The organism is Kitasatospora sp. NPDC004723, from assembly GCF_040609255.1.
Lineage (GTDB): Bacteria > Actinomycetota > Actinomycetes > Streptomycetales > Streptomycetaceae > Kitasatospora.
On record NZ_JBEXJT010000005.1, the window covers coordinates 141141 to 156004 of the forward strand.

A 14864-nucleotide genomic window follows, 5' to 3' on the forward strand; every position below is an offset into this window, starting at 1 on the left:
GTCGGGGGGTGCTCGGTGTACCGCTCAGTGATCCGTACGATAGGTCAACACCATGACCCGCCGGGAACGGATCCGCGCACGGCAACCGTTCCTCCCCCGGGTCTGTCCTAGTACCCGGGTGGTCGGCGCGGCCGGTCCGGCCCGTGACGGCGGCCCGGCGCCGACCTGCCCGGACCCCCGGGCATCCGTCGCGCGGCGCCGCCGGCGGCACGTCCGAGACGAACGAGGGAGCGCAGTGGAGTTGGCCCCGGCCACCGAGTCCGGTACATCCAGCGGCGCCGAGGGCTCCGGCACGGCGCTCGCCGTCCGCCGCGAGCCGGTGCAGAGCTCCACGCGCCCCTCCGGCCGTTCGGGCGCGCTGCTGGCGCTCGGCGCGACCTGGGTGGCCACCCGGACGCTCCTGCTGCTGCTGGTGACCGGCGTGCTGCGGATGCCCGGCGGGGACATCACCGCCGACGTCTGGCTGATCTACCACGGCTGGTACGGCGTCCTGCAGACCGGCACCTTCCCGCTCGACGACGTCACCTGGCAGTACCCGCCCGGCGCCGCCCTGGTGATCCTGCTGCCGGGCCTGCTGCCCTGGTCGTACCTGGTGTCGTTCTGGGTGATCTGCGGGATCGCCGACGCGGCCGCGATGGCCCTGCTGGTGCGCACCGGGCTGCGCAAGGGCCGGGCGCTGACCGGTGCCTGGGTCTGGGTGGCCGGCGTCCCGCTGCTCGGTCCGATGATCTACAACCGCTACGACGTGATCGTCACCGCGATCGCGGTGGCCGGTCTGCTGGCGCTGATCCGCCGCCCGGCGATCGGCGGCCTGCTGCTGGGTCTCGGCGGCATCGTCAAGATCTGGCCGCTGCTCGGCCTCATCGGCACCCCGTCCGGGCGGCGCACCCGCCGCTCCTGGACGGCCGCGGCCGCCGCGACCGCCGCGATCGGCTTCCTGCTGGCGGCCGGGATGAACGGCGCGTTCGAGTTCCTGACGTTCCAGAAGGACCGCGGCATCGAGGTGGAGTCGGTCGGCGCGCTGCCGATCCACTTCGCCCGGATCGCCGGCGTCTGGGACGGCAAGGTGATGATGAACTACGGCTCGGTGGAGATGCTCGGGCCGTGGGTCGAGGTGGTCAGCAAGGTGATGCTGGCCGGCACCGTGCTCGGCTTCGGCTGGCTGCTGCTGTGGCGCTTCACCGCCCGGCGGCGCAACGCGGCCACCATGTACGACGCGGCGCTCGCCGCGCTGCTGATCTTCACCGTGACCAGCCGGGTGATCAGCCCGCAGTACCTGGTCTGGCTGGTCGGCGCGGCGGCGGTCTGCCTGACCGTGCGCGGCACCAGCCAGCGGCCGGTGGCGCTGCTGATCCTGGCGGCGACCCCGCTGACCCTGGTGGAGTTCCCGCTGGTTTTCGGCGACGTGGTCGCCAGCCGGCCGGGCGCGATCGCCGTGCTGACCGTGCGCAACCTGCTGCTGCTGGCCGCCACCGGGCTGTCCTGCGTGCGGCTGTGGCGCTCCACCCGGCGCACCGAGCCGCTCCCGGAGACCGTGGTGATGACCCGCCCGGAGCCGGTGCCGGCGGCCGCGTTCTCGGTCCGCCCGGGCATCGCGTACGAGCAGGACCTGCTGGACGGCATCGAGCGGCCGGCCGCCGCGCCTCGCGAGCGGCGCCAGGGAGCGCGGCCCTAGTCAGGCCGCCAGCGCCCGGAGCTCGGCCTGCCAGAGGCCGGTGAACTCGGCCAGGCCGAGGCCGAGCCGGTCCCGGAGCAGCCCGTCCAGCCAGGCCCGCCGGTCCGCGCCCGGGCCCGCCGCGCCGACCGCCCGGTAGAGCTCCACCAGCCGCCGCGGCCCGTACCGGCGGGCGATCAGGTCGCAGGCCAGCCAGGCCTGCTCGTAGACCTGCGCGAGGCCTTCGCCGCCGGCCGTGAAGGCGGCGTCCTCGGGCAGCGTGGCGGGCAGCCGCCCGGCGGCGACGTCCCGGGCCAGCTCCGGGGCGAGCTGCCGGGCCGGGCGGCCCGCGTCGTGGTAGCCGGTCCAGTCGGCGACGCCCTCGGAGAGCCAAAGCGGCGTCCAGGCGCTGGTGTCGGCCCGGGTCGCCACGTGCACCGCCTCGTGGGTGACCACCACCTGGCAGCCGAAGTCGCTCAGGCCCGGGTAGGTGTCCGGATTGACCAGGACCCGGTCGGCCGGGGCGTTCAGCGGCGCGCCGGGCGCGGCCACGGTGACCGCGGCCATGCCGGACCAGCCGGACCGCTCCTCCGCCAGCAGCCGGGTGAACTGCTCACCGGTGGCGGGCAGTTCCAGCAGCAGCCGGCCGGCCCAGGCGGTGCCCCAGAGGGCCTCCACGGCGGTCACCGCCCGGTCGCCGACGGCGGCGAGCCCGGCGAGGGCGGCAGGGGCGGACGCGCCCGAGGCGTCCGCCCCGAGCACGCCGAGCACCAGACAGCGGGCGCCGGCCGCGGCCCGCACGGCGCCGAGGTCCCACAGCGGCGGCGGCCCGCCCGCGCCCTCCTCGCGTTCGACCCGCCAGCCGGCGGCGGACCGGGCCAGGACCAGCCGGCGCGGGTGGACCACCGGCAGGCGGTCGTACCCGGTCACCTCGACGGTCAGCTCGGCGGTGGCGGCGCACCGGCCGGCCGGGTCCACCGGGCCGAGCAGCAGGTTCCGGTACCCGGCCCGCAGCGGCAGCTCCGGCGGTCCCGCGGTCAGCGCCCGGGCCCGCCCGTCGAGCAGCGCCAGGACGTCGGCGTGCTCGTCCGAGGCCGCGGCGGCGGGCCGCGCCGGACCGGCCCCGGGCAGCGAGAGCTGGGCCAGCCCGCCGGCCGCGAGCAGCAGGGCGGTGCGCCGCGACGGCAGGCGGCCGACGGCGGGATCCGGGCGGCTCAGAGCCGGATCACCCCCGCGACCGGCATCGTGCCGACGCTCTCGTAGCGGACCTTGGCACCCGGGTAGGGGGCATGCACGACCACCCCGCCGCCGGCGTACATCCCGACGTGGTGCATGTCCCGGTAGAAGATCACCAGGTCTCCCGGCCGCGCTTCGGAGAGGCTGACCCGCTGCCCGGCGTACGCCTGGGCCTGCGAGGTGCGCGGCAGGGTCACTCCGGCCTGCCGCCAGCTCCAGTACATCAGACCGGAGCAGTCGAACGCCTTGGGCCCGGCGGATCCGTAGACGTAGGGCGAACCGATCATCCGCACCGCGGCGGCCAGCGCGGCGGCGCCGCGTTCGGAGGCGGGCGGGGTGCTGCCGAGGTCCAGCCGGTCGGTGCCGCGGGTGACGCGCTGCTCGGCGTCCCGGGCGTCCTGCGCGGCGAGCCGGGCGCGCTCGGCGGTGCCGAGGCTGTTGAGCAGCCGCTGCGCCGTGGCGAGCCGCTGCTGGATCTGCTGCTTGCTCTCGGCCAGCGCCTTGCGGGTCTGCTCCAGCTCGGCGAGCTTGGCGGTGGCCTCGGCCCGGCGCTGGTCGAGCACCCGCTGACGGCCCACCACCTCGTGCAGGGTCTCGTTCTGTCGCTCGGCGGCCTGGTCGAGGGTGCGGGCCCGGGAGAGGTAGCCCTCCGGATCGGTGGAGAGCATCAGCTGGACGGTACGGGTCATCCCGCCGCCGCGGTACTCGGCGCCGGCCACGGTGGCGAGGTCGCCGCGCAGCCGGTTGAGCTCGTCCTGGGCGACGGCGATCTGCTGCTGCAGCGTCCCGGTCTCGTACTGGAGCTTCTGCTGGGCCTCCTGGGCGGCGTTGAAGCGCTCCGAGGCCTGCTCGGCCTCGTCGTAGAGCTGCTCCACCTGGGCCTTGACGTCCTTGCGGTCGGCCGGGCCGTCCGGCGAGCCGGGCGCGGCCTGGGCGCAGCCGCCCGTCGCCACGCCGAGCGCGGTGGTGGCCGCCGCGGTGAACACCAGCGCCCGGGCGAGCGCGTGCGCACCTGACAGCGGGGAACGGCGGTGCACGGCCATGCGACGTCGGCTCCGATCCTGGGCCCGGCCCGCCGCCGCGCCGGGACGGGCGGCGGTCGAAGCGGGCGTCCGGTGGCAGACGTTAGCGAGTCCGGGCAACCGATTCCAAACCCCTCCGAACCCGAATATTCGGACACTAATCGGACGTCAGATCGGTTCGCGGACCGAGCGCCCCGTCGGGCCGGGGAAAGCCGCGGGCCCGGTCCCCCGCGCGGGGGACCGGGCCCGAGGAGCCTGCCGACCGTGGGTCAGAGGCGCACGATGGTGTTGACCGGCATGTTGGAGGCCGACTCGTAGCGGACCGACGCGCCCGGCTTCGGGGCGTGGATGACCTGGCCGCCGCCCACGTAGATGCCCACGTGGTGGCGGTCGCCGTAGAAGATCACCAGGTCGCCGGGCTGGGCCTTGGAGATGTCCGACCCGATCTGGGTACCGGCGGTCGCCTGCGCCTGCGAGGTGCGCGGCAGCGACACGCCCGCCTGGGCGTACGCCCAGCCGGTGAGGCCCGAGCAGTCGAAGGAGTTGGGGCCGGTGGCGCCGTAGACGTACGGCGAGCCGAGCTTGCTCTCGGCGGCGGCGATCGCGGCGGCGGCACGCGAGCCGTTGGCGGCGGGCGCGGCCGGCTTGGCGGCCTCGGCGGCCGGGGCCGACGCGGTCGAGGAGCTCGACGAGCCGGAGGAGCTCGATGAACCCGAGGACGGCGCGCTCAGGTTGCTGCGGTTGTTGTCCCGGGAGGCGCGCTCGGCGTCGGCCTTCTCCTTGGCGGCCTTGGCGGCCTCGGCCTTGGCGGCGTCCGCCTTCGCCTTCGCCTCGGCGGCGGCCTTCTCCTCGGCCGCGCGGATGGCCTGACGCTCCTGCTCGGTGAGCGTGTTGAGCAGGTCCTGGGCCTTCTGCAGCTTGCCCTGGACCTCCTCCTTGGAGGACTTCAGCTGCTGGGTGGTGGCCTCCAGCTCGCCGAGCTTGGCCTGGGTCTCGGTGCGGTCCTGGTCGAGCCTGCGCTGCTGCTCCTGGAGCTCCTTCAGCGCGCCGGACTGGGTGGAGCCGGCCTGGTTCAGGGCGTCGGCCTGGCTGAGGAAGTTGTCCGGGCTGGCGGAGAGCATCAGCTGGACGGTCTGCGAGATGCCGCCCGTGCGGTACTGCTCGCCGGCGATCTCGGAGAGACCACCCTGCGCCTCGATCACCGAGGCCTGCTGACGGGCCACCTTGTCCTGCAGCTCGGCGACCTGCTTCTGCAGCTCCTGCTGCTTGGCCTGGGCGCCGTTGTACTTCTCGGTGGCGACCTCGGCCTGCTCGTTGAGCTGGTCGACCTGCTCCTTGACCTGGTCCTTGGTCGGCGCCGGGTCGGCGTGGGCGCCGGACTGCGCGGAGAGGGCGACGGCAGCGGCGGCGACCCCGGTCAGGATCGAGACACGGGCGCGGCCGGCGGGCTTGGGACGACGATGGGACGCCACGAAGGCGGACTCCTTCTTCCTCATCCGCCTACCGGGTGAGCTGACGGGTTCGGGCGGAAGCGTGCCCTACGACGCCTCACCCGCCGCTCGCGCGGCCGGCCTGGCGCCGATTCACCCCGGAGGAACGTGGTTCCCCGGCTCCGCTCCACAGCGGGCCCCCCGACTGCTGGGTCCTCACTCGAACGGGCGACCCGAAGGCCCCGTCCCACTGCTTCGCGAACTCGGCGGCGAACCCCGCCGCCACCCAGGCTGGGTGATCGACTGTGCGTGGTTCGAGTCACGACCCTAGTAACAGATCCGTGATCCGTTCAAATCCTTGTCAGAAAAAAGCCGGAAGAATGCCCAAGTTCTTTTGTGAATATGACCGACCGTGACCAACCATCCACGTCCGGCTGATCATTTTCCGTCAGACGGTCGAACGGGTGGGCGAAACGCCAACGCCACCCCCGTGCGGAGGTGGCGCTGATCACAGGGGCCCTCGGCGGGCGCCCCGGGCGTGTCGTGCCGGTCCGTCAGACCCGGCGGATCGTGTTGATCTTCATGGCGTCGGCCTTCATCACCTTCACCACGTCACCGGTGTGCGGCGCGTGCACCACCATGCCGTTGCCGATGTACATGCCGACGTGGCTGCGGTCGTCGCGGTAGATGATCAGGTCGCCCGGCTGGGCCTCGGCCAGCGACGGCACCCGGGAGCCGTAGTTGCCCTGCGCCTGCGAGGTGCGCGGCAGCGAGACGCCGGCCTTCCCGTACGCCCAGACCATCAGGCCGGAGCAGTCGAAGGTGCTCGGGCCGGTGGCACCCCAGACGTACGGCGAGCCCTGCTTGCCCATCGCGTTGGAGACCGCGGCGCCGGCCATGCCGCTGGCCTGCGGCAGGCTGCCCAGGTCGGTGCGCTCGTTGCCGCGCGAGGCGCGGTCGGCCTGCTGCTGCGCCGTCTTCAGCGCGGCGCGGTCGGCGGCGCTCAGCGAGTTCAGCAGGTCCTGGGCTTCCTTGAGCTTCTTGTTGACCTCGGCCTTGGACTGGTTCAGGTCCTTGGTGGTGGTGTCCAGCGAGGCCAGGACGGCGGCGGCCTCGGTCTTCTGCTGGTCGAGCCGGCGCTGCTGGTCCTGCAGGCCCTTGAGCGCCTCGGCCTGGCTGGAGCTGGCCTGCTGCACGCTGGAGGCCTTGTCCAGGTAGCCGGACGGGTCCGAGGAGAGCATCAGCTGGACGGACGGGTCGATGCCGCCGGTGCGGTACTGCTCGCCCGCCACCTCGGACAGCCCGGCCTGAAGCTGGGTCATCTGCTCCTGGCCGCGGGCCACCTGGTCCTGCAGCTGGTCGGCCTGCTTGCGCAGCTGGTCGGCGCGCTCCTTGGCGCCGTTGTACCGCTCGGTGGCCTGCTCGGCCTCCTCCTGCAGCTGGTCGATCTGCGCCTTGACGTCGTCCTTCTTGGGCGACGGGCTGGGCGCGGCGTGGGCGGCGACCTGGGCGGAGAGAGCGACCGCGGTCGCAGCGGCAGCGGTGAGCACGGAGACCCGCGCGCGGCTCGGCTGCTTGGGACGGCGGTGGGAGGCCAAGGGACCGGCTCCTTCTTCCAATGGCCTCACCCGAACGGGTGAGAATCCGGAAAATAGGTTTGACGCCAGACCCTAGTGAAGATCCACGATTCGCGCCACTCCCCCGATCGCGTGAACCCGCGCCGCCGATCTGACTTCACAGAACTCGCACAACATTGCCATCAGGGCGCTGACCAGCCGTCATGCCGGCCTGCTCGCGCCCGGGGGCGGTTACGGCCGGGCCAGCCGGTTCAGCAGCAGGACCGATGCGACGGGGCGCGCGCCGGCCTTCCGCACGCCCTCCGCGACCTCCCGGTCGGTGGAGACCACCACCACCGGGCGCCCCTGCGGCTCCGCCCGGACCAGTCGGCGGATCAGCTCGTCCGCCGTCTCCCCGGTCCGGCTGAACCGCACCCGCACCCCGCGCGGCGGCGCCATGATCACCGGCACGTCCAGGTCCTGGCCGTCGAACACACAGGTGACCTCCGCCTGGGTGCGCTGCGCCAGCATCGCCAGCCCGCCCAGCAGCCGGATCCGCTGCTGCTCCAGCGGCAGCGTCGGATAGCCCGTCTTGGTCACGTTGTAGCCGTCCACCACCAGATGGACCTGCGGGATCGCCAGCAGCTGGTCCAGCAGCGCCGGATCGTCCTCGGCCAGGCCGCGCCGCGCCACGTCGTGCGGCGAGGCCGAGCCCGGCTCCACCGCCTCCACCAGGTCCGCCGGGCGGATCTGGGACACCGGCAGCGCCAGCTCCCGCTGGAGCCCCTGCGCCGACTGCAGCACGGTGTCCAGCAGCAGCCGCAGCCGCATGTCCTCGACGCCGCGCCCCTCACGGGCCGACCGGCGCCCCTGCTCGGCGGCGTTCTCCAGCTCCGTGACCCGGTGCCGCAGCCGGCGCGCCTCGCTCTCCGCCGTGTTCCGCTCGGCCGCCGCCTGCGCCCTGACCGCCTCCAGCTCGGCGGCCACCTTACGGGTCTCCGCCTGCGCCCTCCGGGTGTCGCTCTCCAGCGACCGCAGCCTGCGGCGCAGCGAATCCGCCTCCCGGCGGACGTCCTCCGACTCGGCCCGCTGGCGGTCCAGGTCGGCGCGCGCCGCCGAGCGCACCTCGGCCAGCTCGGCCTGCAGCTTCTCCACCAGCCGGGCCGCCTCGGCCGCCGCGCCCTCGGCACCCGCCCGCTCGGCCTCCTCGCCGGCCTCGGCGACCAGCCGGCTCCACCCCGCGGAGCGCACCAGGTAGGCGGCCGCCGCGACGTCCATCGGGTCCGCGGCGCCCGGCACGGTGCCCGACTCCAGGGCCCTGACCAGGTCCGGCTGGCCCAGTCGCAGCCGCTCCGCTATCCGCGACCGGAAGGCCGGCTCCGCCTCCAGCGCCGCCGCCAGCGCGGTCGCCGCGTACTTGGCCCGGCGCGCGGGGGTGAACTTGGCGTACTGGCGCAGCGACTGGGGCAGTTCCGCGAGCGGCAGCCCGCCGAGCGCGTCGGAGGCCAGGCCCACCACACGCCGGCGCACGCCCTCGGGCAGCGGCCGGTCCAGGGTCTCGGCGCCGCCCGTCGCGCTGCCCGCGACGTCCCGGGCCGACCCGTCGACGGCTGCCGCCGGCTCGTCACCGCCGCCCGACTCCTCGCCGGCGGCCGCCTCGGCCGGGGCGTCGGTGCCGGAGGGGGCGGCCCCCGCCGCGTCCGGCGTCCGCGCGTCCACAGCGGGCTGCCGCCCCTGCGGCCCGCCGGGCTCCTTCGCTGCGTCCACCACGTCCTCGGCTCCGATCCTGGTCCAGCGGGGTACGGCCCCCGGCCGCCGCCCCCGTCACACTCGTGCGTTCTCTCTGTATTGTCCTGTGCGGCGGTCGGCCATGCCCCGCACCGCCCGCCGCACGGATCAGGCGGTCAGGCCTGCTCGGCGCCGTCGGCCGCGCCCGGGCGGGCGACCAGTTCGACCTGGTCCACCGCGTTGCACCAGCGGCAGCGCACCGACTCGACGGTCTCGCTGAGCACCTGGGTCTCCTCGACCTTCGACTCGCCGGCCAGGTCGAAGTGGAGGAACTCGGTCACCCGGGCGGTCCGGGTCACGTCGAAGCGGGTCAGGTTGCCGCAGAGCGTGCAGCGCCAGCGCGTCTCGGCGGTCAGGGCGGGGACGGTCATCGGGGGTCCTCTCGGGTGGTCCCTGGGTGGGCTCAGGCGCTCCCCCCGGAGCCCCGGCGTCGGCGGCGGGAGGCGGGATTGCCCGCCCCAAGCCTATTGCCTGGGGCAACCTTCACGGCCACCGGCCGACCGGCCCGCACCGGGTAGCCCACCTGCCGTAACCGCACGGTGGGCGCCGCGTGCCGGAGGGATGCTGGGGCCCATGGCCCTCCCGGTCCTCCCCGACCTCACCGGCGCGCGCCTCGGCCGTCCGGCCGCCGCCGCACCGGCCGTCTGCTACGCGCTGATCGCGCTCAACACCGCGGTCTTCCTGCTCGGACCGGCCGCCGGGCTCAACCCGCTCTACGGCCACGGCCGGGCCCGGGTCTGCGCGGAGCAGCGCTACGAGCAGCGCTGGGGGGCCGTCCCCGCCGAACTGCTGACCGGTCGCCCGCTGACCGCCGGCCAGCTCGCCGAGGCCCCCGACCCGGTGCCCGGCTGCCCGGCCGCGCCCACCCCGGGCAAGCACCCGGCGCTCTCCGTGCTCAGCGCGCTCTTCCTGCACGGCGGCTGGCTCCACCTGCTGGGCAACCTGCTCTTCCTGCACGTCTTCGGCCCCACCGTGGAGCGGCGGCTGGGGCGCCCCCGGTTCCTCCTCTTCTATCTGGCGTCCGGGGCGCTGACCACCTACGGCTTCGCACTGGCCGAGGCGCACTCGCCGGACGCGACCCGGGTGCTGATCGGCGCCTCCGGGGCGATCTCCGCCGTGCTCGGCGCCTACCTGCGCTTCCACCCGCGGGCCCGGGTCACCACGCTCGTCCCGCTGCTGCTCTTCCTGCCGCTGCGCTTCCCGGCCTGGCTGGTGCTCGGGCTCTGGTTCGCCCTGCAGTGGTGGTCGGTGCACGCCGCCGGGCCCGGCGTGGCGTACCTGGTGCACGTGATCGGCTTCGCGGCCGGGTTCCTCTACGCCTGCACCCTGACCGGGCGCCGGCCCCGGACCGCCCGATACGCTGGCGGCACCTCACAAAGGAGTACGCCACCGTGATCACCGCCATCGTCCTGATCAAGACCAGCGTCGACCGCATCCCGGAGATCGCCGAGGCGATCGCCGCCATCGAGGGCGTCAGCGAGGTCTACTCGGTGACCGGCGGCTACGACCTGGTCGCGATGGTGCGGGTGGGCCGGCACGACGACCTCGCCGAGGTGATTCCCGGCCGGCTCAACAAGGTCCCGGGTGTCGCCCACACCGAGACCCAGATCGCCTTCCGCACCTACTCCCAGCACGACCTGGAAGCGGCCTTCTCGATCGGTCTGGACGAGTAGCGCCGTCGGCGGGGCCTCAGCCCTCCCGGCGGGTGTCCGCGACGCAGCGGCCGCCCTCGTTGCGGTAGGTCCAGGCCGCGCCGTCCGTGACCAGCTCGCGGACGGCGGTCAGGAACCGGTCCACGTGCTCGTCCGGGGTACCCGCACCGAAGCTCACCCGGATGGCGTTCAGGCTGCGCTCGCCGGGCAGCGAGGGCTCCGGCGCGCCGCACTCCGAGGGCGCGGCCTCCTCGTCGCCGAGCAGCGTGCGGACCAGCGGGTGGGCGCAGAACAGGCCGTCGCGCACCCCGATGCCGTACTCGGCGGACAGCGCGGCCGAGAAGTGCGAGCTGTTCCAGCCCCGGACGACGAAGGAGAGCACGCCCACCCGGTCCGAGTCCGCGCCGAACAGGTTCAGCACCCGGACCTCGGGGATCTCGGCCAGCCCGGCCTTCAGCCGCGCGACCAGCGCCCGCTCACGGGCCTCCAGCGCGTCGAAGCCGGCCTCGGTGAGCGCCCGGCAGGCCGAGGCGATGGCGTAGGCGCCGATGACGTTGGGCGAGCCGGCCTCGTGCCGGGCCGGGCCGGTGTGCCACTGCACGGCCACCGAGCCGTCGGCCTCCCGGGCCACCGTGCGGGTGGCGCCGCCGCCGGCCAGGTACGGGTCGGCCGCGTCCAGCCAGTCGGCCCGGCCGGCCAGCACCCCGGCGCCGAACGGCGCGTACAGCTTGTGGCCGGAGAAGGCGATCCAGTCGACGTCCAGCTCGCGCACCGAGACCCGGTGGTGCGGGGCCAGCTGCGCGGCGTCCAGCACCACCCGGGCACCGTGCCGGTGGGCGGTGCGGGTCAGCTCGGCGACCGGCCAGAGCTCGCCGGTGACGTTGGAGGCGCCGGTGACGCAGAGCAGCTTCGGGCCCTCGGGCGAGGCGGCCAGCGCGGCGTCGAAGGCCTCGACCGCCTCGGCGTGCGAGCGGGGGGCGCGCAGGTAGGTGACGGCCAGACCGGCGTGCGCCCAGGGCAGCAGCGAGGCGTGGTGCTCGGTCTCGAAGGCGAACACCTGGGTCCCCGCCGGGACGGCGCCGGCCAGCAGGTTGAGCGAGTCGGTGGTGGCGCGGGTGAAGACCACCTGGTCGCCCTCGCGCAGGTCGAGGAACTCGGTGACGGTGCGGCGGCTCTGCTCGAACAGGTCGGTGGAGAGCTGCGACAGGTAGCCGGCGCCGCGGTGCACGCTGCCGTAGTACGGGGCGTAGGCGGCGACGTCGTCCCAGACCCGCTGGAGCGCCGGGGAGCTGGCCGCGTAGTCGAGCGCCGCGTAGCCGACCTTGTCACCGTTGGCCAGCGGGACCTGGACGTCGTGGCCGAGGACGGCGAGGGGGGCGCGGAGAGAGGTGCCGACGGACATGAGGATGCACTCCTGTACGGGTCAGGGACCCCGGGAGTGTTGTCGGTCCGGCGTCCGCGCTTGCCACGCGGACGATGCGCCACGCGACCCGGTCCTCACCCAGGGCACCCCGCCACGGACGGAGGGTTGCCGGACAGCCAGCTGGGGCTTGACGCTGTCGCTCATGACCTGGCGAAGACTCTAGGTCGCGTCCGTCCCGCGGTCAAACAGGAGTCCGCATCCCGGACAGCCGGAAGGGCCCGGGGGATGCTGCTCCCCCGGGCCCCGATTCCCGCGTCACGGCCGGGCGGTGGCCTCCGACCAGTGCTTCAGCAGATCGCCCGCCGCGCCGGAGTCGATGGCCGCCGCGGTGCGCCGCATGGCCGTGCCGAGCTGCTCGGCGAGCGGCGCGTCGGTCAGCTCCAGCGCCACCAGCGCGGCCGCCGAGTTCAGCAGCACCGCGTCGCGCACCGGCCCGTGCTCCCCGGCCAGCAGCCGGCGCGCGACCTCCGCGTTGTACGACGGGTCCCCGCCGCGCAACGCCTCGATGCCGACCGGCTCGATGCCGACCTCGCGCGGGTCGAAGGTGGTCTCGGTGACGGCGCCGTCCCGGACGATCCAGACCCGCGAGGTGGTGGTGATGGTGAGTTCGTCCAGCCCGTCGTCGCCCCGGAAGACCAGCGCGGCGGCGCCGCGCTGCGCCAGCACCCCGGCGATCAGCCCGGCGAGGCGGGTGTCGAAGCAGCCGATGGCGTGCGAGGTCACCCGGGCCGGGTTGGTGAGCGGGCCGAGGATGTTGAAGGCGGTCGGCACCCCGAGCTCGCTGCGGGCCGGACCGGCGTACCGCATCGACGGGTGGAAGGTGGCCGCGAAGCAGAAGGTGAGCCCGACCTCCTCGGCGATCTCGGCGACCCGGCGCGGGCGCAGGTTCAGGCTGATGCCCAGCTTCTCCAGCACGTCCGAGGAGCCGCTCGCCGAGGAGGCGGCCCGGTTGCCGTGCTTGACCACCTTGGCGCCGGCCGCCGCGGCGACGATCGCCGACATGGTGGAGATGTTGACGGTCTTGGCCCGGTCGCCGCCGGTGCCGACGATGTCCACCGCCGGACCGGGGATGGACAGCGGCTCGGCGTGCGAGTACATCGAGTCCACCAGACCGGAGATCTCGTCGACCGTCTCGCCCTTGGCCCGCAGCGCCACCATGAAGCCGGCGATCTGCACCGGGGAGGCCTCCCCGCTCATGATCCGGTCCATCGCCCACGCGGTGGCCGCGCGGTCGAGGTCCTCCCCCCTCAGCAGCGCCGACAGGATGTCGGGCCAGGTGCGGACCACCTGCGCGGGCTCGCTACCGCCGTTCGCAGGGTGCGCGTTCACCATGGCTGACTCCAGCTCTCGCTCCCCGCGGACGGGGAAGGACGTAGGGACGGAGTCAGCCTATCGAGCGGCGGGTGCCGGGGCTCCGCCGTTCGCCCTTCTTCTCTTGTACTGAGACGCGAGGTGAGACGGCCGCCCCGGACGGCCGCCCCGGACGGCCGGGCCGCCTACCGCGAGGCGGGCGCCCGCTTGGCCACCCGCGCCCGCAGCAGGGTGGCGACGGCCTCGGCCAGCGCCACCGGGTCCACCGGCTGGGAGATCGCCGCGTCGGCCCGGCTCCAGGCGGCCAGCCAGGAGTCCTGCGGCCGGCCGATCAGCACCAGCAGCGGCGGGCAGCCGTAGATCTCGTCCTTCAGCTGCCGGGCGAGCCCGAGCCCGCCGGCCGGCACCGCCTCGCCGTCCAGGACGCAGAGGTCGACACCGCCCTTCTCCAGCGCCTTGAGCACCGCGGGAGTGGTCGCGCACTCCAGGTGGTCCAGCTCCGGCAGGTCCTCCGCGGGCCGCCGGCCGAGAGCGGTCAGCACCTGCTCGCGGGTGGTGCGGTCGTGGCTGTAGACGAGAACGGTCAGCGTCTCGTCGGTCGTGTACGCCATGGGCCTGCTCCCTCACGTGTGATCCGGACCACGTTCGCCTCTCCCCGGATGCTACTCCCGATCACCCGCCGCCGAGCCCTTCCCGCGAGATCCTCCCCGAACCGCCGCCGCCCGCCACTGGTCCGGGCGGAGCACGGCGCGTCACCCCCGCCCGCACGGACCACCCGTACGGCGGACGAGTGGTCTCTCCCCTTACTACCGATGGCCCCGCAGGACCGCCGCGACACGCCGCCAGGGCCCCCGGAAGGGCCTTCGAGGAACCGTCAGAAAAGGGACACGCCGCTGCTCAGCACGGGTGGGTGCGGTCCGCGGGGTGCCAGGGGGGCATACCGCACGCACCGGACACTCCGAGGGAGACCCCCCGGCGTGAAGACGGAATAAGGGACCGACATAATGTCCGTCGTGGCGACAGCAACAGCAGTAGAAACCGGGCACGCGCACGGATCGGTCAACCGGCCGAACATGGTCAGCGTCGGAACGATCGTCTGGCTCAGTTCCGAGTTGATGTTCTTCGCGGCCCTCTTCGCGATGTACTTCACGCTCCGCTCCGTCAAGGGGCCGGAGTTCTGGACCGAGAAGGCGCACGCCCTCAACGTGCCCTTCTCCTCGGTCAACACCACGATCCTGGTGCTCTCCTCGCTCACCTGCCAGCTCGGCGTCTTCGCTGCCGAGCGCGGTGACGTGAAGAAGCTCCGCTCGTGGTTCACCCTGACCTTCGTGATGGGCGCGATCTTCATCGGCGGCCAGATCTTCGAGTACACCGAGCTGGTCAAGAAGGACGGCCTCTCGCTGTCCTCCGACCCGTACGGCACGGTGTTCTACCTGACCACCGGCTTCCACGGTCTGCACGTGACGGGTGGTCTGATCGCCTTCCTGCTGGTCCTGGGACGGACGTACGCAGCCAAGCGCTTCACTCACGAGCAGGCCACCGCCGCGATCGTGGTGTCGTACTACTGGCACTTCGTCGACGTCGTGTGGATCGGCCTGTTCGCGACCATCTACCTGATCAAGTAACCAGCTGATCAGGTCGCTGGCCACCGGCCTCGGGTCCCGCCCTCACCGGCGACGGCCCGATTTCGCCGGTGCCGACGCTCCCACCGACCGACCGCGCGCGCAGCCCTAGACAGGCAGCCTCGTGCCGGCCAGACCGGCCGCCGGGTGCACCCACCAGTCGACCAGAT

General features: G+C 73.9%; 13 protein-coding genes and 2 riboswitches. Of the genes, 4 read left to right on the top strand and 9 right to left on the bottom strand.

The features are described 5' to 3' along the window. The first annotated feature begins 235 nt into the window (after positions 1-235). Positions 236-1675, top strand: a complete 1440-nt coding sequence (locus ABZW10_RS08625) for a glycosyltransferase family 87 protein (protein ID WP_355361774.1) — start codon at positions 236-238, stop codon at positions 1673-1675. Here the strand turns inward: ABZW10_RS08625 and ABZW10_RS08630 are convergent, their stop codons facing one another. The 6 genes from ABZW10_RS08630 to ABZW10_RS08655 all read right to left on the bottom strand — a co-directional run bounded on the left by ABZW10_RS08630 (position 1676) and on the right by ABZW10_RS08655 (position 9057). Beyond that, the gene (locus ABZW10_RS08630; protein WP_355361776.1) at positions 1676-2632 is read right to left on the bottom strand and encodes a hypothetical protein; all 957 of its coding nucleotides are present in this window, start codon (positions 2630-2632) and stop codon (positions 1676-1678) included. Between the two features lie 236 nt (positions 2633-2868). Beyond that, positions 2869-3933, bottom strand: coding sequence for an NlpC/P60 family protein (locus ABZW10_RS08635; protein ID WP_355361778.1), 1065 nt, complete (start codon positions 3931-3933; stop codon positions 2869-2871). 248 nt (positions 3934-4181) lie between these two features. Next, positions 4182-5384, bottom strand: coding sequence for an NlpC/P60 family protein (locus tag ABZW10_RS08640; RefSeq protein WP_355361780.1), 1203 nt, complete (start codon positions 5382-5384; stop codon positions 4182-4184). A gap of 10 nt (positions 5385-5394) precedes the next feature. Beyond that, positions 5395-5551, bottom strand: a riboswitch (cyclic di-AMP (ydaO/yuaA leader). 345 nt (positions 5552-5896) lie between these two features. After that, positions 5897-6940, bottom strand: a complete 1044-nt coding sequence (locus ABZW10_RS08645) for an NlpC/P60 family protein (protein WP_355361782.1) — start codon at positions 6938-6940, stop codon at positions 5897-5899. A gap of 210 nt (positions 6941-7150) precedes the next feature. Then, the gene (locus ABZW10_RS08650; protein WP_355362109.1) at positions 7151-8452 is read right to left on the bottom strand and encodes an NYN domain-containing protein; all 1302 of its coding nucleotides are present in this window, start codon (positions 8450-8452) and stop codon (positions 7151-7153) included. Positions 8453-8802: 350 nt separating this feature from the next. Beyond that, positions 8803-9057 carry a hypothetical protein gene (locus tag ABZW10_RS08655; protein WP_355361784.1) on the bottom strand — a complete coding sequence of 85 codons (255 nt, stop codon included), beginning with the start codon at positions 9055-9057 and terminating at the stop codon, positions 8803-8805. A gap of 202 nt (positions 9058-9259) precedes the next feature. Here ABZW10_RS08655 and ABZW10_RS08660 point away from each other — a divergent pair, with 202 nt between their 5' ends. Continuing rightward, positions 9260-10081: a rhomboid family intramembrane serine protease gene (locus tag ABZW10_RS08660; RefSeq protein ID WP_355361786.1), complete on the top strand. Its 822-nt coding sequence runs from the start codon at positions 9260-9262 to the stop codon at positions 10079-10081. Continuing rightward, positions 10078-10359 (top strand): Lrp/AsnC ligand binding domain-containing protein, encoded by a 282-nt coding sequence (locus ABZW10_RS08665; protein ID WP_355361788.1) that lies wholly within the window; start codon positions 10078-10080, stop codon positions 10357-10359. Before ABZW10_RS08660 ends, ABZW10_RS08665 begins: the two co-directional genes overlap by 4 nt. A gap of 16 nt (positions 10360-10375) precedes the next feature. On the opposite strand, the gene ABZW10_RS08670 is transcribed toward ABZW10_RS08665, so the two are convergent. The 3 genes from ABZW10_RS08670 to ABZW10_RS08680 all read right to left on the bottom strand — a co-directional run bounded on the left by ABZW10_RS08670 (position 10376) and on the right by ABZW10_RS08680 (position 13683). Then, positions 10376-11740 (bottom strand): aminotransferase class V-fold PLP-dependent enzyme, encoded by a 1365-nt coding sequence (locus tag ABZW10_RS08670; RefSeq protein WP_355361790.1) that lies wholly within the window; start codon positions 11738-11740, stop codon positions 10376-10378. A 51-nt stretch (positions 11741-11791) separates the two neighbouring features. Then, positions 11792-11909, bottom strand: a riboswitch (SAM riboswitch). Between the two features lie 107 nt (positions 11910-12016). Next, positions 12017-13093, bottom strand: coding sequence for an anthranilate phosphoribosyltransferase (trpD, locus tag ABZW10_RS08675; protein ID WP_355361792.1), 1077 nt, complete (start codon positions 13091-13093; stop codon positions 12017-12019). A gap of 164 nt (positions 13094-13257) precedes the next feature. Further along, entirely contained in the window at positions 13258-13683 is a 426-nt protein-coding gene (locus ABZW10_RS08680) for a hypothetical protein (protein ID WP_355361793.1), read from the bottom strand. Between the two features lie 393 nt (positions 13684-14076). On the opposite strand from ABZW10_RS08680, the gene ABZW10_RS08685 reads away from it, so the two are divergent. Further along, the gene (locus tag ABZW10_RS08685; RefSeq protein ID WP_355361795.1) at positions 14077-14697 is read left to right on the top strand and encodes a heme-copper oxidase subunit III; all 621 of its coding nucleotides are present in this window, start codon (positions 14077-14079) and stop codon (positions 14695-14697) included. The last annotated feature ends 167 nt before the right edge of the window (positions 14698-14864 follow it).